At 37.6% G+C, this 25,520-nt stretch carries 20 protein-coding genes and 2 pseudogenes; 4 read left to right on the plus strand and 18 right to left on the minus strand.

Going from position 1 to position 25,520, the window contains the following annotated elements:
• Positions 1-202: 202 nt before the first annotated feature.
• Positions 203-2,257 carry a hypothetical protein gene (locus tag MHH96_RS02545; RefSeq protein WP_144545699.1) on the minus strand — a complete coding sequence of 685 codons (2,055 nt, stop codon included), beginning with the start codon at positions 2,255-2,257 and terminating at the stop codon, positions 203-205.
• 180 nt (positions 2,258-2,437) lie between these two features.
• Between MHH96_RS02545 and MHH96_RS02550 the strand changes: the two genes are divergently transcribed.
• Both MHH96_RS02550 and MHH96_RS02555 read left to right on the plus strand, forming a co-directional pair.
• On the plus strand, positions 2,438-2,638 hold the full coding sequence (locus tag MHH96_RS02550; RefSeq protein ID WP_095259271.1) for a hypothetical protein: 201 nt from the start codon (positions 2,438-2,440) through the stop codon (positions 2,636-2,638).
• Positions 2,638-2,835, plus strand: a complete 198-nt coding sequence (locus MHH96_RS02555) for a YwbE family protein (RefSeq protein ID WP_047942094.1) — start codon at positions 2,638-2,640, stop codon at positions 2,833-2,835. The genes MHH96_RS02550 and MHH96_RS02555 overlap by 1 nt, the downstream gene beginning before the upstream one ends.
• Before the next feature lie 453 nt (positions 2,836-3,288).
• On the opposite strand, the pseudogene MHH96_RS02560 reads toward MHH96_RS02555, so the two are convergent.
• The 3 genes and pseudogenes from MHH96_RS02560 to MHH96_RS02570 form a co-directional block, all read right to left on the minus strand.
• Positions 3,289-3,759: pseudogene (locus tag MHH96_RS02560) on the minus strand (type I glyceraldehyde-3-phosphate dehydrogenase); the annotation flags it as partial.
• 164 nt (positions 3,760-3,923) lie between these two features.
• Positions 3,924-6,293, minus strand: a complete 2,370-nt coding sequence (locus MHH96_RS02565; RefSeq protein ID WP_144545701.1) for an immune inhibitor A domain-containing protein — start codon at positions 6,291-6,293, stop codon at positions 3,924-3,926.
• A gap of 425 nt (positions 6,294-6,718) precedes the next feature.
• Positions 6,719-7,153: a MarR family winged helix-turn-helix transcriptional regulator gene (locus MHH96_RS02570; RefSeq protein ID WP_047942092.1), complete on the minus strand. Its 435-nt coding sequence runs from the start codon at positions 7,151-7,153 to the stop codon at positions 6,719-6,721.
• A gap of 183 nt (positions 7,154-7,336) precedes the next feature.
• Between MHH96_RS02570 and MHH96_RS02575 the strand changes: the two genes are divergently transcribed.
• Together MHH96_RS02575 and MHH96_RS02580 are read left to right on the plus strand one after the other, a co-directional pair.
• Positions 7,337-7,792 (plus strand): CBS domain-containing protein, encoded by a 456-nt coding sequence (locus MHH96_RS02575; RefSeq protein ID WP_047942091.1) that lies wholly within the window; start codon positions 7,337-7,339, stop codon positions 7,790-7,792.
• 43 nt (positions 7,793-7,835) lie between these two features.
• Positions 7,836-9,086 (plus strand): MFS transporter, encoded by a 1,251-nt coding sequence (locus MHH96_RS02580; protein ID WP_047942090.1) that lies wholly within the window; start codon positions 7,836-7,838, stop codon positions 9,084-9,086.
• Positions 9,087-9,238: 152 nt separating this feature from the next.
• Here MHH96_RS02580 and MHH96_RS02585 read toward each other — a convergent pair whose 3' ends face one another.
• The 14 genes and pseudogenes from MHH96_RS02585 to MHH96_RS02650 form a co-directional block, all read right to left on the minus strand.
• Entirely contained in the window at positions 9,239-10,057 is an 819-nt protein-coding gene (locus tag MHH96_RS02585) for a carbohydrate ABC transporter permease (RefSeq protein ID WP_341116568.1), read from the minus strand.
• Between the two features lie 20 nt (positions 10,058-10,077).
• Complete coding sequence (locus MHH96_RS02590) at positions 10,078-10,995, minus strand: carbohydrate ABC transporter permease (RefSeq protein WP_095259248.1); 918 nt, start codon at positions 10,993-10,995, stop codon at positions 10,078-10,080.
• 59 nt (positions 10,996-11,054) lie between these two features.
• Positions 11,055-12,338, minus strand: coding sequence for an extracellular solute-binding protein (locus tag MHH96_RS02595; RefSeq protein ID WP_235844469.1), 1,284 nt, complete (start codon positions 12,336-12,338; stop codon positions 11,055-11,057).
• 23 nt (positions 12,339-12,361) lie between these two features.
• A complete protein-coding gene (gene argH / locus MHH96_RS02600; protein ID WP_095259247.1) occupies positions 12,362-13,819 on the minus strand; it encodes an argininosuccinate lyase in 1,458 nt (485 codons plus the stop codon).
• Positions 13,806-13,997, minus strand: a pseudogene (locus MHH96_RS02605) (amidohydrolase family protein); the annotation flags it as partial. The gene argH and the pseudogene MHH96_RS02605, both read right to left, overlap by 14 nt.
• A 143-nt stretch (positions 13,998-14,140) precedes the next feature.
• Positions 14,141-15,331 carry an ROK family transcriptional regulator gene (locus tag MHH96_RS02610; RefSeq protein ID WP_341116569.1) on the minus strand — a complete coding sequence of 397 codons (1,191 nt, stop codon included), beginning with the start codon at positions 15,329-15,331 and terminating at the stop codon, positions 14,141-14,143.
• Between the two features lie 201 nt (positions 15,332-15,532).
• Complete coding sequence (locus MHH96_RS02615; RefSeq protein ID WP_341116570.1) at positions 15,533-15,997, minus strand: hypothetical protein; 465 nt, start codon at positions 15,995-15,997, stop codon at positions 15,533-15,535.
• Positions 15,998-16,218: 221 nt separating this feature from the next.
• Positions 16,219-18,219, minus strand: a complete 2,001-nt coding sequence (locus tag MHH96_RS02620) for a methyl-accepting chemotaxis protein (RefSeq protein ID WP_328282962.1) — start codon at positions 18,217-18,219, stop codon at positions 16,219-16,221.
• Positions 18,220-18,599: 380 nt separating this feature from the next.
• The gene (locus MHH96_RS02625; RefSeq protein WP_328282963.1) at positions 18,600-19,130 is read right to left on the minus strand and encodes a hypothetical protein; all 531 of its coding nucleotides are present in this window, start codon (positions 19,128-19,130) and stop codon (positions 18,600-18,602) included.
• A 206-nt stretch (positions 19,131-19,336) separates the two neighbouring features.
• Entirely contained in the window at positions 19,337-20,821 is a 1,485-nt protein-coding gene (locus MHH96_RS02630; protein WP_047942072.1) for an aldehyde dehydrogenase family protein, read from the minus strand.
• Positions 20,822-21,014: 193 nt separating this feature from the next.
• On the minus strand, positions 21,015-21,638 hold the full coding sequence (locus tag MHH96_RS02635; protein ID WP_047942071.1) for a YesL family protein: 624 nt from the start codon (positions 21,636-21,638) through the stop codon (positions 21,015-21,017).
• 109 nt (positions 21,639-21,747) lie between these two features.
• Complete coding sequence (locus tag MHH96_RS02640; RefSeq protein WP_047942069.1) at positions 21,748-22,641, minus strand: carbohydrate ABC transporter permease; 894 nt, start codon at positions 22,639-22,641, stop codon at positions 21,748-21,750.
• Between the two features lie 13 nt (positions 22,642-22,654).
• A complete protein-coding gene (locus MHH96_RS02645) occupies positions 22,655-23,524 on the minus strand; it encodes an ABC transporter permease (protein WP_047942167.1) in 870 nt (289 codons plus the stop codon).
• Positions 23,525-23,708: 184 nt separating this feature from the next.
• Positions 23,709-25,382, minus strand: a complete 1,674-nt coding sequence (locus MHH96_RS02650) for a sugar ABC transporter substrate-binding protein (protein ID WP_047942067.1) — start codon at positions 25,380-25,382, stop codon at positions 23,709-23,711.
• Positions 25,383-25,520: the final 138 nt, after the last annotated feature.

Genomic DNA, 25,520 nt, shown 5'->3' on the forward strand with positions numbered 1-25,520 from the left:
TTCTATTATTCTAATACACTTACTCGGAATTAGCAACCGCACTTTTCTGAATTTTCTAATCTATAGCAACTTTAAAAATCTTAGAGCGACTAGTGACTAATAGTTAAAAAAAAAGAGCTCTTTCTCCTTTTTCCTTTCTTCTTTTACAATAGCAATATGCAAAAGGAAGTAAAAAAGAAGTGCTCTTTATACAATAACTTGATTATTTTCTTAAAAAACGATGATTAAACCCATTTTTATCGAAAGCTAGCCAGCCTAAATTATTCTTTGTATCAATCAATGAACCATTCGACAATACTTGATGGGCAATTATTTCTTTCCACAGAAAAGGGACATCTGCTTCCTTTTCTTGAATTAAATAATCATGTCCGCAATAGCGGGATATTTTCTTTTCCTTCGTACGACTTTGTCTAAATTCGAGAATTCTTTTTAATGTAAAACCAGATAATCCTTCAAAAGACTGATTTTTAATGGGGCTGCTTGTAAATTGATGTAGAATCCGTTTTTGTTCTTGCTGGAAATATACTTCTACTTCGATGGCAGAGGCCATATGAGCATCACCAGAAAGAATAAGACATTCACTTGGGTTCCATTCTGCTATTTGTTGATGAAAAAAGGAGAATCCTCTGCCGTTAAATTTCCACCATTCTAAATCTAAGCTTTTTTGTAGCGATGGAAGGACCGCAGTAAGGGGCATGATGACATTTTTTAAAAAGGATTCAATCAAATGAACGCCATATAAGGGGGTAGCAGAGATAATGACTAACGGTGTTTGCTGCTGCCATCCACTTGATAATAAGAGTTCCGATAAATAATCCCATTCTTTTTTGCGGATTAAATTCGGGCCATTTGTCCGCTGCTTCAACATACTACCCACAACATAGGTTCGTTCTTGTGGATAGGCCCGTTTTGTCCGAGTGTCTAATACAAGGCTTCTTGGATTGGTTGGCGCAGCAAAGCTCCATGCACGAAAAGTTAACATCATATGCAGCCATTCTGTATGTGTCAGTGTATTTACCGTTAGTCTTTTGGTATACTTGCTGATTTTGCGAGAAAAAGAAGCTGGGAAAGCATCTGGATTATTCCCCCATCCTTGAAAAGCCCAGTAGGCTGTTAATGCATTGGCGATAACATGGTTTCCAAGCGGAGAACAAGCTACTTTTTCCCGCCATTCTTTCGTTATATTCCAATCATCTGTTACATCATGATCATCGAATATCATATAGGTGGGAATATTCGCCAACATGCGGCGTATCTTTGGCAGAGATTGTTGGAATGAGGTTATGTCTTTTTGCTGCTGACCGTATGCTCTTTTTAAGCTGCTTACTTTTCTTTCATACTCTTTTGCCTGATCTGCCCCTGTCTCTATATAAATCTGGTTATCTTCTAAATAGTTATCGAAGTCTTTTAGATACCCTGCCTCTTTTGCTATCTCCCATATCTCCGTATTCCAGCTTAAGATATAAATCGCTGCATACTCGCCCATGGACAGAAGGTGATTATCCGCTTTTCGCGAAGTAAATTGGCAGTATTCCTTTACCATTTCTCGTCTTCCATTTATCTGGCTGATGGTAATATCAAAAGCATTATTTTTATCATCCTCTGCCTCGCACAATTCCTTTAATGGTTCTTCTTTTCCCATTAATAGCTTGCCTAATGCGAATAAAATGAGGGCAGCTGGCGCTGGAACATCATCGGCATAAATTTGATCCCCTGTCAAAAAGAGGGCACTCGGCCTTTTTTCTAGCTGAAAGTATTCCTCCTGTAGTTTGGCATCTCCGAGGCTAAGAGCATCCTTGCCATTTCCGTGCAGTTTACGGCAGGAACCATATAAGAAGTTTTTTTCAACTGTTGCTGGAATGAAGAAAGTGGGATATTGTAAGTTTCCATAACAAATAGAGACTGGACTATCAGATGATAATAATCCAAAATCACTTAAGTCATAGCTTGTTTTGTCTTTTTGAAACCCTAGATTGTATCCTAACAATGTTTGGGTGGGAAAGTTTTGGGAGATAGGCTGAAGTTTGATTAAATAAATATATAAGTTTTTTCCTAATCGGCATACTTGTATATCTGACTGAATGTCAAACGGCTGATATTCATGCTCTTTTGTCGTTTGATTGAAGTGAATTACATATAGATTGGCGTTCAATTGATATTCTCCACTTAAAGCTATCCAAAGATAAGCTGATGTTTCCTCCACTCTGCGCACCAATGGCCCAGCTAAAATAACCGGCAGATCCATCGTTACCACCATCCATTCCTGTTCTCCTACAGCCTATTCAGAAAAAGAAGAGAATATGTTTGCAGAAAAACTGTCCTTCTGAGGTGAACACCCTTTGGCTTCTGTCTTTTTATGGTGCCTGACACCCAATTGATGTTATGATGAGGGAGTAACCTTATTTCGATAATAATGGAGGAAAAATCCGTGAACGATATGAACAACGATATGCAGACAAAGGAACAAGAAGGTAAAAAGAAAATTAGCTTACAAGAAGCCATGAAGCAGCAGCTGGCAAATAAAGCACAGCAAGGACAAGGTGGAAAAGCAAGTTTGAGCGGCAATCAAAAAATGCAAAAAATGAAAAGCCAGTTAACCAAAAAGCCAAATAACCAAAGAAAACGCATGGGTGTATAATGAACGGTCAGAATCGCAAAGACATAACACCAGGCACGCCTGTTGAAATAGTACTAAAACAAGATCAAAGAACCGGGAAACGAACAGCAGGCATTGTAAAAGATATATTAACCAAGTCTTCCTTCCATCCCCATGGAATTAAGGTTCGCCTAGAAGATGGACAAGTAGGTCGTGTACAGTTAATTAAGGAAAAATAAAAAAGGGAAGGGGATGTCCCATATGCTACAAATGAAAAAAAGGTACAAAAAACATCCCTGCACAAAATTTGCATGAAAAGTGTCGAATAAAAAATGACCGCCCTGACTGGTCATCATTTTGATATTTCTTTTGCATTTATAAAGGATGGGAGCTTCATCTAGGCTAAACCGTTACCGCAGGGTAACGGTTCCTTCCCAAAATAAAACAGCCGCTTTGAATACATAAGAACCTCCTATCCTAAAGCCGCAAGCATATATACAAAAAGAGGGTGCATTAATTACACCCTCCTAATTTATTAAGTTATGGCGGCTTTGATTTAGCTCAAAAATGCCATTTGCTTTTAACACGCAGTGATCCAACTTCCCAATGCGGAATCCAAGCGTGTATTAAAAGACAATAGATATTGAGGACTTCTCATAAGTTCTTAGTGCCATATCTTTTTAAGCCACAGATTATAGTTCGGCAAAATATTTAATAGTTCTAACCATTTGGTTTGTATACGAATTCTCATACCATGCCACAACTTTCACTAAAGACTTCCCATCAGGAAGTGAGGTAACCTTTGTTTGTGTAGCATCAAATAATGAACCATATGTTATACCAATTATATCTGAGGATACCAACTGTTCTTCTGTATATCCAAATGAATCGGAAGATGCCGCTTTCATAGCAGTATTTATATCATCTTTCTTTACCGTCTTATTGACGACAGCGACTAACTCTGTCACCGAGCCAGCCGGTACTGGCACGCGCTGAGATACACCGTCTAATTTGCCCTCTAATTTTGGAATGACCAGTCCTATTGCTGTAGCTGCACCAGTAGAAGTTGGTACAATATTTAAAGCCGCTGCACGTGCTCTTCGCAAGTCACCCTTTGCATGTGGGCCGTCAAGGGTCATTTGGTCACCTGTATAAGCATGAATCCATGCTCTCCATTTTTTTCTTTATAAGTGGAATTTCAATACATATTTCCACCAGCTACTTTCGGATAGAATCAACAGAATAGAAAAGCAAGAGGAGAAAAACGAGCCTTTTTCTCCTCTTGCTTTATATTAGAGACTTTTCGGACAGCCTCTTCTATTTATTATTATTTATATAATAATACTTTTCCTACTGTACCGTCTTTGCTCTCACCAACTATACGAATTTTCAAGCCGGTGGATGGAATATTGCGTCCTGCTTCTAGATTTCCTTGGTTGCTGTAGTCAGCACTATCATCAAATAGTGGAGTTCGTTTTGTAAAATTATCTTTTAATGTAGTTCCGTTAATAGCAGCATAATCTAAAAACATTTTATTAGATTTAGCTAAACTAAAGGCAGCATCATTTAATTGATATCGGGTAGCTCCTACAGTTCCATCACTCCAGTAGTTTGTATGCTGGTCTGCATCGACTACTCCTAAATATCCGTCTCCAGGATGCGCCCCCGTCCAGTTATCACTATATGATTCATCCACATACCAAACGACAAGACCTGGATCATAACTCATGAGACTAGCACCACGGCGAATATGCGCAAGACCCTCATCTACTCCATTTTGTGATCTCCATTCTAATAAATAATAATGTTTTGAATAAAATTTTCCTTCATCTTTCTGAAAGCCTTCTAATGCAAAGGAAGAATCCCCTTCTGCATTATCTGTTAATATTTCCGCTCCATTAGCTGTCACTTTAATATCATCCACATAGAAACCAGGATTAGCAACTGCCACGTCGGTCCAATAATTAAATTCAATTTCGACCTTTTGTCCCGCATATGCACTTAAATCAAAGACTCCATCCACCCATTCACCATTGGTACTGCCTGTAATCCCATTTCCTGGATTTTGGTCGTTGGGATTTTCGCTTGTGGTAATATTTCCTTTAATCGTCTCGCCATTTACCTTAATAGATGCATAATCCCATTCAGCCTCGATGTCGTACCATGTTTTAAAGGTCAACTCGGCACTTGTGGCATTAGTCAAATCTACTGCTGTCTTCATAGAATGATCGATATTATTTCCACTACCACTAAAGTATTCATATTTCCCGCTTGCCGGTGTGTTTACATCTGTTGTTTTATCTGGAAGATTAATACGCACTGCGTCATTATTTATTCCTTTTGTTACCGCTTCGTCCAGCAGTAGTTCTGTTCCTTTACTTGTAATTTCATCCGCATTTAACGTAGTGCCGCTTAACCAATTTCCCCCATGGGCACCTTGCAAATATTCCTTAGCATATGCACTAAATCCACTCGGCTCCGTACCTGGAATATCTCCGGCCCAGCTGCCACTAGCCATGATAGACCAGTAAGCCACAGCCTCACCGCCGCCAGTATATTGCGTATCATATTCATCTGGTAATCCTAAATCATGTCCGAATTCATGCGCAAAAACACCTGCCGCACCATCTTCTGGTTCAATGGTATAATCATATGCACCAAGCAAGCCACCGAAACGATCGCTATTAGATGTAGCTCCTGGCACTGCAACTAGGTTTCCTAAGTTCCAACGATGAGACCAAATAGCATCTCCCCCTAAGGCACCTCCACCAGCTTCTTCACCAACTCCTGCATGGATAACCATTAAATGATCGATAATTCCATCTGGTTCGTTATATACACCATCGCCATCATAATCATCACGATCCCATACATCGTACTCACTTAAGTCTACATTTGGATCTTGTGCAGCTTTTGATAATGCTTCATAGACTAATTCACGAGGACGTGCATCACTATCATCTGGCCCAGGATAATTTCCTCCATAATAAGCGGCCTCATGATCAGCTGTGTACCAGCCAGCAACTTCCCCTTCTACCGAATAACTGCCACCAGATTGCTCTTCATAAAATTGTTTCATGGAGACAAGATTTTCGCCGTTCGGACCTTCATAACCATCTTCGCCAAAAATCATATTTTGAAAGTGCTCATGTGTGTAATCTTCATAGAACATATCTGTCTCATCTTTTGTAATCGAGCTTTTTTTATAATCTGGAAAATCTATCGCTAAAACGAGAACCTTATCTTCACGAACTTCCCCTTCATACGCTTCCTCTTTGACAGAATCAACTGTATTTTTCTTTGCCTGTCCTAATTTATTTCCTTTTCCCTTTTGGAGACTATGATTAGATGTTTCATTTTCTCCCTTTGTTTCTAATTTTGATAAGGCTTTCGGCAGTTTATCCTTTGTTTCTTTTTTAGCTCCTTCTGCTTTGCCTTGTAAATACTTTTGTAAGGCTTTTTCCGTTTCACCGGTACTTGCATTCTTTGCTAACTTTCCCTCTTTTTTCAGCATTTCAATAATCCGCTCATCATTGGCAATGCCTAAATCAATAGGAGCTCCACCGTAACTGGAGACAACTTCTTTATATGCTGCTTCTGCAGCGGCTTTCTCAGGAGGATCATATAACCCTAGTGAGAGAGTACTAATTCCAAGTACTGCTGCTAGTGCTGTTTTTTTAAGTTTCTTCTTTACCACCAAAAAATCCCCCTCTGATCACAATATGTAATATTACGAGACTTAATATTCTAAATTGATAGTCAATTCCCCTTTTTATTTTCTCAAAATAGTACTTTTATATCAGAAAATTAATTATTTTCAAACTTCAAATCCCGCACTAATCCCCAATCGTGCTTCCCCTATATATCAGAGCACTTCCATAACTAAGGAATATCAACATTAAATCTCCAGCAAATAATCTTCTTTTGCTTTTCAAACTATATAAAAATATTAATAAAATAGACATAAAGGAACCTCTCTCTAACGGCCCTATAAAAATCATGCAAAAAACGCAAATAGCCTCCAATTACACTTGTCTCCCAATAGAAAAGGGGAAGGTGAAAATACCTTCCCTCTTAAGCAAGCACTTCTTTTTCCAAATGCCTATTCTCTTATTAAATCAGTCATATATGAACATTCATCGCAGACTGATTATATTTTTTTAATAACTTGGCAAAAGTCTCACGGTCTTCTTCTGTCCAACATTTAGTAACTTCTTCCACTCTGCTTTTTCTAAACTTCTTTTCCTTTTGAAATTCTTCTAATCCTGTTTCGGTTATCTGGAGCGTATAAGCCCTTCCATCTGTTTCATCAGGAATTCTCAGCAAAAAGCCCTTTTGCTCCAACGCAGCCGCCTGTCGACTTACAGTAGAAACATCTAATTGAAATTCAGTTGCTAACGCTTTAACACCGGCAGGTCCTGATGTCACTATTTCATGCAATAACAGGTATGCTGACCGATCCAGACTGCCAGTTTTTTTATGAGAAGAGGTATGGGTAACCCTTCTTATCAGTATAGATAATTCCACTTCAAGTTCTTCCAGCGATTGTTCATCCATTGATTAACTACCTCACCGTTTCCAATATTTCTATAAGATATGATAGCATACTTGATTAAAGATTTGTAAGGAGGAAGGAATCCATCTGGCTATAAAAACATTTGACGTTTCATCATATAGTTGTATAATACAATTATATGGTTTCGTTATACAACTACTTGTCCAAAAAAGGGGGAAAGATAAATGTTAGCCCATGATATTATGGTAAGCCAAGTATATAAAGTGAAGGAAAACGACACCGTCCGTTCTGTCATCGAAAAATTCATTCAATATAAAATTAGCGGTCTTCCTATCGTTAATGACCGCAATGAGATTGTCGGTTTCATCAGTGATGGAGATGTACTGCGATACATTGGTAAACATGATGATCATATTATCGACAGTATTTATTATACGGTTGTCATTAAAGGGGATGATGAAGACTTTGAACATAGATTGCAAAGTCTCTTACATTTGAACGTAATGAAAATTGCGAAAAAAAGGGTTATTAAAGTGTCTTGGGATGAAAATTTAGAAAAGATTGCTGCTCTGTTAGGTAAAAAGCAAATAAAAAAAGTCCCCGTTGAAAAAAATGGAGTTTTAGTAGGCATTATTAGTCGCGGTGATGTTATAAGGAATTCTTTTAAAGAATTAATCTAGTCTATAAAAACAAAGGGAGTAAAAAAATAAAGGGGAGAATGAAATGTCATCTTCACAATCTGTATCAGCAGATTCAACCAAAAACAATTTAAATACGAAAACAGAAGCTAGTTTATTAAAACAGCCTAAAGCAGTATGGGCTGTATTTTTTGCGGGGATTATTGCCTTTATGGGGCTGGGTCTCGTAGATCCGATCCTTCCTGCTATTGCCGAGAAACTTCATGCCTCCCAAAGCCAGGTAACGCTGCTTTTCACTAGCTATAATGCCGTGATGGCTGTAGCAATGCTAGTGACTGGGATGATCTCCTCCAGACTTGGAATTAAGTGGACACTTATCTTGGGGATTGTTATCATTGCTATTTTCTCCTGCCTAGGCGGACTATCAAATGGGATTTGGTCGCTTGTTGGTCTTCGCGGAGGTTGGGGACTTGGTAATGCCCTGTTTGTAGCAACTGCTTTAGCGGCAATTGTGTCCCTATCAAACAGTGGTACTGCTAAAGCAATTATTCTTTATGAAGCAGCGATTGGACTTGGTATCTCTGTCGGTCCACTACTAGGCGGATGGTTAGGAGCCATGAGCTGGAGAGGTCCTTTCCTAGGGGTAGCTGTTTTAATGATCATTGCCTTTTTCGGTATTTTCATTTTAATGCCAAAAAATACTTCCATGAATACAACGAATACAGTTAAACCTAAAACTTCCCTGGCAGATCCGTTTAGAGCATTAAAACACCGCTCCTTACTAGTTTTAGGGATTGCCGCAGCATTATATAATTTTGGATTTTTCACGTTGTTAGCCTATGCACCGTTTGTAATGGGCTTAGACGAACATGGACTTGGCTTTGTATTCTTGGGCTGGGGTATTTTATTAGCTGTCACTTCTGTTTTTATGGCACCAAGATTGCAGGAACGTTTTGGAACCGTAAAATCAATGTGTGCAATGTTAACCTTGTTTGCAGTTGTATTAGTTGCTATGGGAATTTGGACAACAACCCAATGGGTTATCATCGCAGCAGTTATTTTCGCTGGTGCCTTATTAGGAAATAACAATACGCTTATTACAACTGCCGTAATGAATGCTGCTCCTGTAGAACGATCTACCGCTTCAGCAGCATACAGCTTCTTGCGCTTTATAGGTGGAGCCATTGCACCTTTCACAGCAGGAAAGTTAGCAGAAATATTTAATCCATCTGTCCCATTCCTTGTTGGAGCTGGATTTGTATTAGTTTCCGTATTATTTATCTGGTTTAATAGCAAACATGTCCATCATGTGGATGCAATGGGTTCTGGTCATTAATCAACATCTACCAATAATCATAAATAATTCCCATCTGTCTAAGTATAGATGGGAATGGCAGCAGAGGGACAGTTGTACTACTTCCCTCTAATGCTTGTGATCAGCCTTTAATCAAGTTTGTCTAACTGGAAAAACTTCTTTTCCACTTCCCCTTACTTCAACCCCGTCAACGTTATCCCCTTAATAATATGGCGTTGGAAGATTAAGAAGACGATGATTAGTGGTACAACAGCGATGGTAGCTCCTGCCATGACGATTTCCCAGTAAGTTTGGTTTTCACCGGAGAAAAAGGCAAGGCCGACTGGCAGTGTTCGCATTTCTTCTGTCTCGATAACGATTAACGGCCACAAATAGGCATTCCAGTTTCCTAAAAATGTGAAAATACATAGCGCTGCTAATGCTGGATATACTTGTGGAATGGCGATTTTAAAGAAAATTTTAAACTCATTTAAGCCATCAATTCTTGCAGCATCGAGTAAGTCATCTGGAATAGACTCCATAAACTGTTTCATAAGAAAAATACCAAAGGCAGAAATTACGCCTGGAAACATAATCCCCCAATACGTATCAACCCAGCCTAAGTCAGTAGACATGATATACCAAGGAATAATCAGCATTTCGGTAGGAATCATTAAGGAACTTAAGATGAATAAGAAAATAATACTCTTGCCAACAAAGGAAAATTTAGCAATAACATAACCAACAAGGGTATCAAATAATGCAACACTTATAGTAGTAATAACTGCCACGATAAAACTATTTAAAAACCATTTACTAAACAGGGTATCCACCATGATCTTCCGATAATTCTCTAATGTAGGGTGGTCGGCAAGCAGCTTCAGTCCATATACTTCCGTCGGCGGCTTAAAGGATGTGGATACCATCCAAATAAAAGGGAACAGCATTAAGATAGCCCCAACGGTCAAGAGAATATAGACGATTGATTTTTTTAAATAGTTTCTTTTCTTCAACTCCTCACCCCCATAAAAAACTAGTACTCAAATTTCTTTGTCAAAACTTTCATTTGAATGATTGTGATAACTAAAATAATCAGAAATAAGATAACTGTTGCAGCAGAAGCGAGACCCATATCAAAGTGCTGGAAGGCTAATTCATAAATATAAAGAACAACGGATATAGTAGAATGAAGTGGTCCACCCTGTGTCATATTTTGCACTTGGGTAAAGGTTTGTAAGAAACTAATACTGCCAATGACTGCGGAAAATACAATGGTTGGATTTAGTAAAGGCAAGGTAATATGAATAAATTTTTTCCAACCATCTGCCCCGTCAATTTCCGCAGCTTCATAGAACATTTTGGGAATATTCTCAAGTCCTGCTAGGAAAATAATCATTTGAAAACCTAGCCCTTGCCAGATCATCGTTAAGATAATAATATAAATTGCTTGATCAGGTGATTTAAGAAAGAGCTGGGCTTCCAAGCCAAACTTCATGAGAATATCATTCACAATGCCGTTGTTCATTAGAATCCATTTAAACACCCAGCTTACCGCAACAATACTTGTCACATAGGGAATGAAATAAATAGCGCGAAATACCCCGACAAATTTATTAATCCTTTGCAAAAGCAGCGCTACTCCTAATCCACACATCAGCTGTCCTACTACACCAAAAACGACATAGATAAATGTATTTATTAGTGATTTACGAAAGACTTCATCTTTAAAAAGGGCTACATAATTATCCATCCCTACAAATGGTTTATCCTCTGATAGAATATCCCATTCCCGAAACCCGATATTGAATGTATAAAGTGTTGGCAAAAACCGAATCGAAATAAAAAAAAGAAGAGGTATCAGCAAGCATGTATATACAAAGATATATTTTTGTTGCTTTAACGTAAATCTAGCAGTCTTTTTGGAGACGGCAGAATGGTTCTTCCCAGACATGAAAACCCTCCTTTCTGAATAAAGAAAGACGATTACCGCCTTTCTTTATTCCAGTATCTTTACTTTTTACTCCAATAATCATCGTATAGCTTTTGTGACTTAGCTGCGAAATCATTGTAGGCATCTTCAATTGAAACTCCATTTAGCAACACTTCATTCACTGCATCAATAACATATTGTCTTTGTGCTGTTTCGTCGACATAGAATTGTGCATTAGCATATGGAAGCTGTTCGATGAATGGTCCGTATAATGGATCGTTTACATATTTATCTTGTGTTGCGACCGCTTCTTTTGCTGGCAATTCTCCTACCTCGTCAATCCAGCGTTCCATCACTTCATCACTTGTTAAAAACGCTAAGAATTTTTTAGAAGCTTCTAATTTCTCTCCTTCTACTTTAGCCGTAATGCCATTTGCCCAGAACGAAGATTGTGTAGCCTTTTCTTTATAAGATGGCAGTGGCGCAACCCCATAATTTAAGTCAGGTGCATCTGTCGCCAATGTACCTAAGCGGAAGGAACCGTCAATATTCATCGCCGCATTCCCTGTCTTAAATGCTGTTACATCATCTGTATAAAAACCACTTTCGCCAACTTTATGTTTGGATCCGAATTCCACTAAATACGTAAATGCTTCTAAACCAGCAGGTGTATCATCCCAAAGAATTTGCTTACGATCCTCACTCAATCCTTGACCGCCAGCTTGATAGACAAGAGCATCATAAAACCAGTTGTTCAGCTGTGCACCAATTTCATACGCCATCCCCTCTGTTACAAGCTTTCCGTTTTCTCTTACTGTCAGTTTTTTCGCATAATCTACTAATTCATCCCATGTTTTTGGCGGACTATTTGGATCCAGGCCTGCTTTTTCAAAAAGATCTTTGTTATAAAATAGGGCAAGAGTACGAACCGCAGTCGGAATGGCCCAATATTTATCGTCCAATTTTGCTGCATTTACTAAGGAGAAGTATTCACTTTCGATTTTATCCACTGGAAATGTATCCTCAGGAAGAGGCTGTAAATAGCCTGAATCAATATATTTTGGCAGCCAGCCATAATATAAATTGATAACATCGGGACCTCTTCCAGCTGGAACTAGTGTAGCAACCTTCTCATTGTATTGCTCATATGGAAAAGTTGTCTGCTTTACTTTAATTCCTGGGTTTTTATCTTCAAACTCTTTAATAAGCTCATCCATTAAATCCACTTTCGCCTTATAGGCATATTGCCAATATTCAATTGTTACCGTACCATCTGCTTCCCCGCTAGAATCCTTTCCCTTCGAACAACCAACAATAACCATTGCTATGGCTAGAAAAAGAAATACACTTAAAAACTTTTTCAATAGAACCCCTCCTATTAAACAAGTTAGTTATTATTGCGAAGCAGCTGCTTATAAGAAGTAAATTTGTTTCTATATATTGCTACTTCTTTTGAAAAGTCAGCAAGCTTTTGAATGGACTTTATTCGCTGTCTCTCTGTTTCTTTTGGGTTAGGACCTCCAAAAGCAGAGCGAACCATAACAAAATGAAAAGGATTAATCGCAGTTTGATATTGTTCTTCTGTTAAAGGAAGATGTGTTCCTAATATCTCCTGAGAAATTTGCTTGACTAGTTCAGCAGAACCATCTTTTATTTTTTTCCTAGAACTAGCTAATCGCTGAACCAAAATGCTGACAATCTGATGGGCATCGCGGAAGGATAATTGGCACTCCCTAACCAGTACATCCGCTAATTCCGTTACGGTGGAAAAGCCTTCTGAACAACGGGTCAGGAGTTTATCTACATTCACCTCCATCGTTTTAAGAATTTCTGTCAGCAATTCGATAATTTGATAAGAGTGAGAAAAGCCATTGATAAGAATAGGCTGGATATCATCCCCAATATCGACGATGTCCCCAAAAGGTGTGTTGTGGGACATCATAAAAGCAGCATTTACTTCCCCAATTGTCCGACTAATGAGAGATTTCGTATGTTCTAAAGATGAAGGGTTGCGTTTTTGAGGCATGATGCTCGATGTTTGCACTAAGCTTTTATCTAATCTGATTGCTTCTACTTCATTTGTCGTAAAAAACAAGAGATCATGAGTAAAACGCGATAAGGTACTTAAAGTAATCTTGATCACACTAGCTATTTCCAGCATATAATCAGCAGCACTAATAGAATCATAGGAATTCTCCATTGGTTTATCAAAAGCTAATTGGGTTGCCACAAATGAACGATCAATTGGAAAACCAGAAGTCCCTAAAGCAGCAGCTCCCATTGGGGACTCATTGATTCTTCTTAAAAGAGTGAAACCACGTTCCAAGTCCCTTTGTAAACTACAATCGATGGCTAACAGATAGTGGGCTAAGGTAGTCGGCTGTGCTTGCTGATTATGGGTATAGGCTGGCATAATCGTTAGTTCATGCTCTTTTGCCAAACGTAACAATACCTTTTTTAACTCTACAAGTAAGGTAAGAAACTGCAGGAGCTTTTCTCTAGATACCATTCGATACATGGTTGCATCCATATCATTTCGACTAAAGGCAATATGCATATTTCCAACAAGCACCTCGCCGATTTCCTTTTTCAAATCTTCTTCTAGCATAAAAAATAAGTCTTCATAAAGAGGATTATAGTTTTTGGGATAACCTTTTGCTAATATCGCTTGATTCGCTTTAATGATTTTTTGGGTATCTTCTATTGTTAAGATTTTTTGGCGGGCTAGCATAGTAGCATGGGCGATGTTAATCTCTAATAAATAGGGAAGGTAATGTTGTTTCGTAAAATCATAGATGGGTTCTAAGATATGGTTTACATAGACTTGGGATCTACTGTCTGGCATTATACTGCTTCACTCCCTTCTCTAAATGGAGAAAACGGCGAGCATTATTTTCAAATATAGTTTCGATAGCATCCTCCTGCATATTTATCTCTCTACATACTCTTACTTGTTCTTGTAAATACCGATTGGAAAAACCTCTCGGAAATCCTTTTGAATCTGTTCCAAATAAGATTCTTTCTAATCTTTCTGCATTGTATTGATCGCCCGTTTTTGATCTTTTGATAAAGCTGCTCCCTTCTTTAGCTGGCAAATGACCATGTATATCAATCACTTGAAAATCATTTTGAACGAGCATGTATATCTCCCTTCTAATCTATTTTTTCAACTAGATAATAATTCATGTTTTTTCATACCTAGAACCGCTGCACCTAATAAGGATGCTTGAGGCAGCTTTGTCAGCATAACCTCTGTCCTGCTTTGAATGGGTAAATAATGGTTAATTTTGGCTTGTAATTTAGGGAGAAACCAATATCCTGACTTCGATATTCCTCCCCCTAGAATAATGCATTCTGGATTGAGCAATGCTGCTATGTTAATTAAGGAGACAGCAATATGATCTAATGCCTCATTTATGACTTTCTTTGCAAATGCTTCTCCTGCGATAGCCTTCTCAAAGATTTCCTCTGCACTATACTCCTTTTCTTGCTTAATCTCTAGACCTCTTTGATACTGCTTTACTATAGATGGGCCGCCAGTATGATTTTCCAGAAAACCATAGCCTTCGAAAATGGATTCAAAGCCTTCGGTTGCCTGGTCTTTATTGGTAATCATATAACCCATTTCTCCAGCGGCAAATTGACTGCCGCGAAATAACTCTCCATTTATAACAATTCCACAGCCGACTCCTGTACCTATTGTTACTAAAACAACATGTGCTTTATCTTTAGCCGCTCCTTTCCAGCATTCACCTAGTACCGCCATATTCACATCATTTTCTATGTATATTGGGAAAGAAAAATGTTCTGTCATCTGCTCCCTTAATGGATAATGCAGCCACCCTAAGCTTGGTGCTTCGATCACTATTCCTTGTTCAGAATCCGTCATACCCGGTGCACCAATCGCTAAAGACAACACCTTCGTATGACTAATATTCTGGTCTGATAACATGCTGTTTACTTGATCAACAAGCAATTGGACAAAATTCCTCTTCAACGCTTCTTGCGTGTCGATTTTGCGGTGAAGAATAAATTTACCATCTAAATCCATAATTGCTATTTCGGTCGTCGTTCCTCCAATATCAATGCCAATCGTATATTTGTATTCTTTGGCAAACAATAAATGGACAGGTTTTCTCCCCCCTTTTTTTGCCGTCTTTTTGCTTTCTTTTTCAATAATCCAGCCTTCTTCCACCAGCTCATCTACCAATGCTGATATAGTCGGTTTACTCAGCTTCAATCTTTTTGCCAAACTCGCTCTTGAATAAAGCTTATTTCCCTCAATAATTTCTTGCAGCACTTTTCTCTTATTGATTATCTTCAAGTAGGTGGGAGTTCCTGATTGCAAAATACTCATTCATTCCTCCAATCATGACAGTTAGTAAACCTTCCTTACTTCTTAAATAGCTTATGATTGACTAGAATGTAATATGTTTTAAAGTATTCCGAAATTTTTTGTGAACTTTCCCTTATTTTAGTTAAGGTGCTTTTAAAGAATCGTTGTTTTCCTCGTTCCTTTACTTGAATATTAGAAAAACACCATTTAAAAAATGGCGTTTCATTTCGTAAATATATATATTACTTTTCTTATGACCAATCCAATGATTACGCCTGGTAACACAAAAAGCATTGGTAAAAAAATAGGGCCGATTAGATGCCCAAATAAGAAAACCTCTGATGAATAGATTAATCCTACTGTTACAAAATAAGCTGCAAACACAAACGGAAGAAATAGTAAGGGAGAATTTTCTCCTTCCTCATCAGCATCCTTTACAGCATCCCACATCGCAAAAAAATAAAGACATGGATAAAACATAAGCCATTTCAGATTAACTTCCTCTAAAGATGCGGAAGTATGTCCATGAAAGCTTAAAATAATGGCTTTATTAAAGTTAGCTTGTATGTTCACAACTAACTCAAGTAAGATAAAAATAATTCCTTTTATATATTTCTTATTAAGTAGTTGTCCAAAGCCAGGCAAAGCGATGGACCATAAAAGTTTTTCAAATGAATTCTTATTCACATCTTTCCCCGGCCACCTTTTTAATAGATAAAGTAATTGAGCGTACAGCTTAGTGATCTGCATCTACTGAGAATATAATCCATGGTTTTGCGAAAGAGTTTGAAGTTAGTATTTGCAAAAAATATAAATTTTAGCCATCAAAGTCCCAAAAGTGAGATTCTCCTGCTTCCTTCATAAAGAGTATAAAAAAAGGGACGGATGAGAACCGTCCCCTTTTTTTCCTATATTGTAAATTTTGTGATCGTTTTTTCTAATTCAGCTGCTAAGTTTTTGAGGCTTTGGGCAGCTGAGGAAATTTCCTCTATTCCTGCTAGTTGTTCTTCTGAGGCTGCGGCAACTTCTTGTGTGCTTGCCTTTGTGTTCTTAGTAATAGTAGAGATTTGATTAAAGGAAGCAGATACCTCTTCTGCGCCTGCTGAAATCTCTTCTGAAGTGGCAGACATATTGGTAATATTATCAGAAACTTCATATGTCAATTCTAAGATTTCCATAAATAGTTCTCTTGAATTATTAGCAATCAATACACCGCTTTGAACTTCATCCATGACTGCATTCATTGATTCGCTCGTTTGTTTAATCTCCCCTTGAATTTTCGTTACTATCCCAGCAATTTCTTGAGAAGAACGCTGTGATTCTTCTGCCAGTTTCCGAACTTCATCGGCAACTACTGCAAATCCTTTCCCATGCTCTCCAGCTCTAGCTGCTTCAATTGCCGCATTAAGCGCAAGCAGATTTGTTTGATCAGCTATAGAAGTAATAACTTCCAATATTTTTACAATATCCTGTGATCTTACAATAAGTGATTTCGTCAATTCATCTGAGTTTTGAACCGATTGTTGAATTGTATTCATCTGGGTAATATTTTTTTCAACAGATTCCTTACCAGTTTGGGCTTTATTCAATGTTGAGCTCGCCTTTTCAGAAATAGTCGCCGAAGCCTCTGCAATTTGCTGTACTCCTTGTGCCACTTCATCAAGCGCTTCTGTGCTTTCGGTCACCATTTCCGCCTGATCGGCTGCTCCTTCAGCAACAGTTTGAATCGATTCCGTTATTGCTACACTTGTTTGATTGGATTGATCTGCACTCACAGCCAATTGCGCAGATGTTTCTGCTGTATGTTCAGAGCTTTCCTTCAACTGTTTAATCAATTCCCGCAAGCTATGTTTCATCGAATTCGTATTTTCCGCCAACTGGCCAATTTCATCTCTAGAGTGAACAGCTACATCCTTGCTTGTAAGATCTCCCGCTGCAACTAAACGAAGCTGAGCAACAATATTTCGGATTGGTTTTGTCATCCCGTTTGCAATCCAAATTGCTACACCAATTATCAGCACAGAAACCACTGCTATAATAATAATAGTAATACTCTTTATACTCTTTGTAACTTGTAATATATCATCGAAGGAAGTAAATAAATAAATCCCTAAACCAGCACTTTTTAGTGGAGCATAAGTAACTAGTTCTTCTTCTCCGTTAACATTTGCGTTCTTATTACCACTGGCTGTTTTTCCCTCCTCAAATATATCCATTACTTTTTGGGAAAATCCTGCTTCCTTAATTGTCTTACCGATTAAATCTGCATTAGGATAATATTGGATGATATCATTACTATCAATTAAAACAGGATATGTGCTACTATTTTGAGAAGTCTCATTTTGGAAAAATTGCTTTATAAGACTTTCAAAGTTAACGGTAGCAGATACAACTCCCACTACTTCTTTATTGGCATTTATAATCGGAGTGGCTATTGCAAGAACCCGATTCCCTGTTGAATTGGATACAAGTACATTCGAAACACTTTGTTCTCCTTTTATCCCTTTAATAAAATAATCTCTTTTTGATAAGTCTAGTTTACCAACTAGACTAGGGTCTGTATGTGCTTCCACCATCCCATTTTTTCCGATAACTACAACTGATTCATAAGTTGGATCTTGCTCTTTAACTATATTAATTTGTTTACTGCGAGCTGCAAGATCTCCATTAATAATCGTATCTGATTTCGAAATAAGCGTTAACTCATCCAAACGTTTTTGAATCCATTCCTCCATGTTTTCAACAGTAGAAGCTGTTTGATTACCAAGCCATTCCTCTTCCTTGTTTAACGCATTATTACTACTTACATAATAAATAATACTAGAAGCTATTATTACTGGTATAAGACCAATTAATAAAAAATACAAAATAAATTTTGTTTTAATCGATCTGTCTTTACTTTTTTTCATCCTTCCTCGTCTCCTTTATGCATCTCTATTTAGTATCATAAAACATATAACTATACTGCTTAATATACATATCGACAAAATTTGACGTATATCAATACTTTCGACAACCGTTTTCGACATTTTTCTACCGAATTAGTCTTCAGAGAGGCTGTTCCACCTATTCCCTATTATTTTCGAGAAACATTCAACCATATAACGCTTATTCTCTTCTCGATGATATTACTTCCCTGAATGAAAAATTACTTTCATATTAGCTTTGGCCCGACATTCATCAATCGCGAGAAATGTCCCTAAGTAAACCAAAAAAGAAGCATAGGAAGACTCCTAAGCTTCTTTAATCTTTAATAAGGGAAGCAAAAAGACTGTCCCTACGATTCCATTTATTCATAAGCATCTACTTCAACTGGCAGTTTAACATTATCCTTCGGGAAAGTCGCATACCATACCCAGAGGTTATCTTGAAGGAAAAACTTATTTGGCTGGATATTGCCCTCACTAGTAATAATGATGGTTTTGGCGTTATCTTCGGCAAATCCATAAATAATGGAAAAATTCTTTTCGAGCTTATTATTTGCCTGCCAGGTAATAGAACCTCTCTCTTGTCTCTCTTCTTGAAACTCCTGAAATTCTATTATAGGATAAATAATTTTTTGAAAGTCAGTAAATTCTTTATTAGTAAGTACAGGAACAATCCCCGACCTATTTTCCGCAAAAACGATACGGGACTGCGCATCAAACAACAGGATTCGTTTGCAATCACCAAATTGTTCCGATACTTCTTCACATACCCTTTCTTCCAAAGATGATGTAGGAGGAATAAAGACAGTTTTAGTTGGATTTGGATGCATCGCAATAAGGTAAATAACAAAAATGGTCAGAGCTAGCATGACTATCAAAAGAATGTTCTTCATTACATGTTGCCCTCCCTTCTTCCTTCCTTATTACTATGTCTCGTGAAAATGAAATACACATTTATACAGAGTACTCTTTCCATTAATCCTAGTATATGAACAAAAAGAAGCTGACTTCAAAAGTTGTTCTTAAACGACTTTTGCGTCAGCCACTACTTGCTATATCATGCGATTAAAAAGCAATAAGAACCGTCCCTCCGATTCCCTTATTGCATAGAAACCCATACACTCTTTACTTCTGTGTAGTTGTTTAGGGCATAGGAGCCCATTTCACGGCCGATCCCTGATTGTTTGTATCCGCCGAATGGAGAGGCTGCATCGAATGTATTGTAGCAGTTGACCCAAACTGTTCCTGCGCGGAGTTTGCTGGCGATGTAGTGGGCATTAGCAACATCTCTCGTCCAGACGCCTGCTGCTAAGCCATATTCACTGTTATTTGCACGTTTAATCAGCTCATCTAAATCGTCATATGGCATTGCCGAAATAACAGGTCCAAAAATTTCTTCCTTGGCAATCGTCATCTCATCTCGTACATCGGCAAAAACAGTTGGGGAAACAAAGTATCCTTCCTCACGTGGATTAAAACCACCTGCGACTAGCTGCGCGCCTTCGTTTAACCCTCTTTCAATATAACCAAGAACTCGTTGTTGCTGTTCAGCAGAAACAAGCGGTCCAATTTCTGTATCAGCGTGGATACCAGCACCTTGCTTCATTTTTTTCGCTTGATCTGCCATATCGGCAACGACATTATCAAAATGTTTCTTTTGAATAAAAACTCTAGATCCGGCACAGCATACCTGTCCTTGGTTGAACATAACACCATTAAATGCACCTGGAATAGCTTTTGTTAAATCTGCATCTGGCAGGATAATGTTCGGTGATTTCCCACCAAGCTCCAATGTAACTCTTTTCAATGTTTTAGAGGCATTCGCCATAATCATTTTTCCAACTTCCGTAGAACCAGTAAAAGCAATTTTATCTACTAAAGGGTGATCAACTAGCGGCTGGCCAGCTGTTTCCCCAAATCCAGGAACAATGTTCACAACCCCATCCGGGAACCCCGCTTCCTGGATTAATTCTGCTAAATAAAGAGCAGATAACGGCGTTTGCTCAGCTGGTTTTAATACCACTGTACATCCGGTTGCAAGAGCCGCTCCGAGCTTCCACATTGCCATTAACAGCGGGAAGTTCCAAGGGATAATCTGCCCAACTACTCCCACTGCTTCATGGCGTGTATAATTAAAGTATGGACCATTAACTGGAATCGTTTGTCCTGTAATTTTTGTACACCAACCCGCATAATAGCGCATATGCTCAATGGCTAATGGAATATCCGCATTAGTTGTTTCGCGAATCGGTTTCCCATTATCTAACGTTTCTAATTGGGCAAGCTCCGCACTGTTTTTCTCCATCAAATCGGCCAGTATGTACATAAGACGACTGCGCTCCGAAGCACTCATTTTTGACCAAGGTCCTTCGTCGAAAGCTTTCCGTGCCGCTTTCACCGCTAAATCAATATCTTCTGGACCTGCTTCATATACACTTGCCAAAACCTCATCTGTCGCTGGATTATAACTGTCGAATGTTTTTTGTGTTTGACTCTCCACAAATTCACCATTAATAAATAACTTTTTCTTACCACTTAGGAACTTTCCAACCTTTTCTTTCAAAACTACAGTCTGTTGGTTCATCGAATTCCTCCTTAAAAAGTAGATAATTTAATGGTCAGGCACTAATAATGGAAAACGCTTACAAAATAATGTTAACACTGTGGAAATAGAGATACAACTAATAAAAGAAGAAATATTTCGAGGGTTTTTGACATGTTTGACGGCATTTGACAAGTAACGACAAGGGCGGCGAAAAAGAGGGATTATTCCCTCTTCACCTCTCATATCCTTCATAAATATTGAGAATGATAAAGGTAGTTATATAAGCAAATAAGGAAAAACCAATAAATAGACTAAAGTATAAAAGAAAGAAAAAGGAATAGACTGATATTCCCAAAGTTATAATAGGAGTCCCAGTAACCATTAGGACGGAAATTGTCTTAAAAGGGTGAACTAGTGCTATTTTCCAAGTGTTAATGATTGAATCCTTTACTGAATCTTTAAATCTTGCAACATAAGGAAATATAAAGCTAAACAATATTATATAAGCAAAAGAAAAAAGTCCTAGACTTATCTTAACAAGAAAAACTAAGTTTCCTGTATATTGATTCAGGTAATAGTAATCCATATACAAAATAATGCCGGCTGCTAATAAAATCAACCATATGATCGTACACTGTTTAAAGTTTTTGTGAAAGGCAGCGGCATATGCTTTAACGATTGATACATCTTCATTTTTAGCCATTTTTATTGTTATCGAATACATAGCTGTTAGTGCAGATCCTATTGTGACAATAGGCAAACAAGAAAGGAGAAATAGAGCATTTAGTAGGAATAAATTAACTATTTTTTCTAAAAATCGATAAAAGGGTCCGTTCCATTCAAAAATATTGTTCACTGTAAATCCTTCCCTTCCAAAGATCAGAGGTTATCGGTTTCATTAAAACTACAAGAATCAATGAAACCGATAACCTTATTACTTTTTTCTTTTAATCAAATCAATAAGGCTATTCTTTCACTGAACCTACTACAATACCAGTGATAAAGTATTTTTGAAGGATTGGGTAGATTAATAGCAAAGGAACACATGAAACAACAATTTTTGCTGCATTAAGATTCTTGTTAGATACTTCTCCTGCATTTGCTAGGTCACTTGAAGTTGCTCCAGCTTTTAGCATTTCCTCAATACTGATTGTCAATGACTGGATATATGTCATTAATGGATAATTAGTTACTTTTGTCATATAAATCAACCCTGAGAAAAAGTCGTTCCAGTTTCCGACGATACTAAATAGAGCAACTGTCGCCAAAGCAGGCATCGATATCGGTATATATACTTTAATAAGTACCTGCAATGGGTTGGCACCATCCATAATTGCTGCTTCCTCTAGTGATTTGGGAACGCCGATAAAAAAGTTCATTACAAGGATAATGCTGAAAACCTGAACAGCTCCTGGAAGAACTAGTGCCCAAATCGTATTCAACATATCAAGGTTTTTCACAACCAAATAGGTTGGAATCATTCCACCATTAAACAGCATGGCAAAAATAAGCAGATTCATATAGATTCCTCTGCCTCTAAATTCTCTTTTGGTTTTTGAAAGAGGATAGGCCATTGTAACAATTAATACCATGTTAATAACCAAGGACAAAATTACCCTCTGAATGGAAATACCAAAGGAGCGCCAAAATTGACTATCATCCATAATCATTTTATATGCCTCTAAGGTCGTATTAATTGGTGTTAGACCAACCTTATTACTAGCTACTGCATCGCCTCCGCTAAATGATATCGCTACAATATTCCACAATGGAAGCAAACAAGTAAGGGCAAGGAAAATAACGATTGCATAAATAGTTAATCTGCCACATTTTGCAGAAAAGCTCTTATTTTCTATCATATGTTCTCCCCTCCTAAAATAATTTGCGATCCGTATATTTTTTTGCTGCATTATTTGCTGATAGAATCAGGATAATTCCAATTACCGATTTAAATAAACCTACTGCAGTACCAAAGCTATATTCTCGCCCTATTAATCCCACTCGGTAGACATAAGTATCCAATATATCACCTGATTCATATACCATTGGGGAATAGAGATTATACACTTGGTCAAATCCAGCATTTAAAACGTTAGGCAAACTTAATACGGCCAACAACAGGATAATTGGCAGCATACCTGGAAGGGTAATGTTCCAGATGCGTTTCCACCAATTCGCTCCATCTATGCTTGCTGCCTCATGAAGCCCAGGATCAATAGCAGTTAATGCCGCCAAATAAACAATCGAATTAAAACCAAACTCTTTCCATACGTCTGTCCCTATCAGCAATGGTTGAAATAGTTTATTACTTCCAAGGAAATTCTGCTTATCTATGCCAAAAAAGGCTAGAAGCTGATTGATTGTTCCATCTAAGCTGAACATATTAACAACCACAGATGCTAGTACCACCCATGAAAGAAAGTGTGGTAAGTAAACAATTGTTTGAATAGATTTTTTCAGCAGTTTCAATCTGACTTCATTTAATAAAATGGCAAAAACAATAGCCAACAGAGATCCTAAAACGATTTTTCCAATAGCGATAACAATTGTATTTCTGAATAGTTTCCCAATATCAGGTAAAGAGAACATATACTTGAAATGTTCGAAGCCTACAAATTCTGAAGCCATTATTCCTTTTGCGGGTACATAATCCTGGAATGCCATGATTACCCCAAACATTGGAACAAACGTAAAGATAATCAAAAAAATCATCCCAGGAAGCAACATCGAATGATAAAACATCTCTTCTTTCGTTACTATTCTTTTTGATTTTTTCCTTTTGGCGCTAGGTAATGAATTTTTACCATTTTCTATTTTCAAATGCGGCTGCTGAAACATATTATTCCTCCCTACCATTCAGCTGTTCTAATAATATCTTTCCTTCTTAACAGAAGGATTCCATGATTAGAACAGCTTTAAATTTATATTATTTATCAGCTAACTCTTCTTTTATCTCAGCAGCTATTTCGTCTCCTCCTTGTTTCTTCCAATTAGCTACAAATGTATCAAAATAATCTAACGGTTTATTACCTGTTACAATTTTAATAAAATCTTCTTCTTCTAGTTTCAAAAGATTAGCACCCTTTTTCTCCATAGTTGGGGTGTTACCGAAAAATACTGGAGTAGTCCAATTGAATTGCTCTTCTTTTGTGAATTTATCAATCAAACTCATTCCGAGCATTCTAGAATGATATTTTGCCCACTCGGAAGTCCCTGCTCCTTCTGGATCATTCTGATATGCCATTATACTTTCCGTGTCAATTTTTAAACCAGCAGTAGGAATATCATCTATGGAAATTTTCCCTTCCACTGCTTCTTGAATATATTTATATTCATCTATAATATTGGTGGATTTATAAACTTCGATATTAAATGGCCTTGTGGAACCGTCCACTGCTAACTCGCCATATTTATAGATTTCTGGATAATCTTTCTGTAAGTCATCCGCATTTACAATTTCATCATAGAATAAGTTTAAAATTTTTATTGCTAATTCTGGATGCTCATAATCCTTTCGGACAACAATAAATTGACCTGTTGGGTTACTATGAAATACATTCACTTTTCCGTTTTCCCCTTTTATTCCATAAGCGGCAAACTCAGCATTCTTATCCATTCCCCTTACTGTTGATAATCCCCAATCTGGTATATGCCATGGTCCCGTAACTATCCCAGTTTGACCATTTGTAACAAGCGCCATAATATCATCCCATGTTCTTGTTCCAAACTGAGGATCTATGATACCTTTTTTAAACCAATCTGCCATTACCCCTAATGCTTGTTTCGTCTCTTCAGTTGTAGAACCATTGACAATATTTCCTTTATTATCTTCTAACCACATTCGAGGATGAGCATTGAACACTCCGGCAATGCTAGTCATATTCATGCCGCTTCCCCCGTAATCACCTGCATTTAACCAAGAAGCAAAAGGTATACCCACTGGCTTTCCTGTAGCACCTGGATCATTATCGACAAATGCCTTTGCTGTGCTCTCTAACTCATCTAAAGTAATTTGTCTATCTCCATCTGCATCTAATTTAATACCTAACTTTTCCACCCAATCTTTCCTAATCCACACTATATTTGGTGCAGAATCGCCAATTGTACCTGGAATAGCCATCAATTTTCCATCAAATGTTGCATCTTCTAGCGTTTTGTTATCATACGTACCATAAACCCCTTTTATGAAATCGCTTGCATTTTTATCATATACTTCTGTCAAGTCAGCAATTAGGTCATTTTCCACTAGCTCTTTTAGTTCTTCACGACTATCTACACGCATCATATCTGGTAACTCACCTGAGGCGATTGCAAGTGCTACTTGTCGATTATAGTCCTCACCTTCTGCTTCGAATTGATCCACTATTTTAGCATCTAGTTTCTCTTCTACTAATCTTGTGTATGCATTGTTTTCATAGGTGTCTCCTTCAGGCAATTTAGAATTGGCTGCGGTTACTCTCCCCATCTTAATAATAGTTTTCCCATCTTCTGTCACACTCTCACTAGATGAAGAATTATCCATACATGCAGTTAATGACAGTGTTAATGAAGCTGCCATTAATCCAAATGCCGCACGCTTACAAAATGTTTTGTATTTCATAAAATGTCCTCCCCCTTTTTATATAAGTTAAAAACAAGTTTTTTAAGGAATCTTACATGTTACCAAAATATAGTTAAAGTTTACTGGATTAACAAAGAGATGAATATATTAAATAAACCGTTTTCATGTACTTTTTTC

Origin of the sequence: Niallia sp. FSL K6-0212, assembly GCF_038007605.1 — a bacterium.
In the GTDB taxonomy this organism is placed as follows: Bacteria; Bacillota; Bacilli; order Bacillales; family Cytobacillaceae; genus Niallia; species Niallia circulans.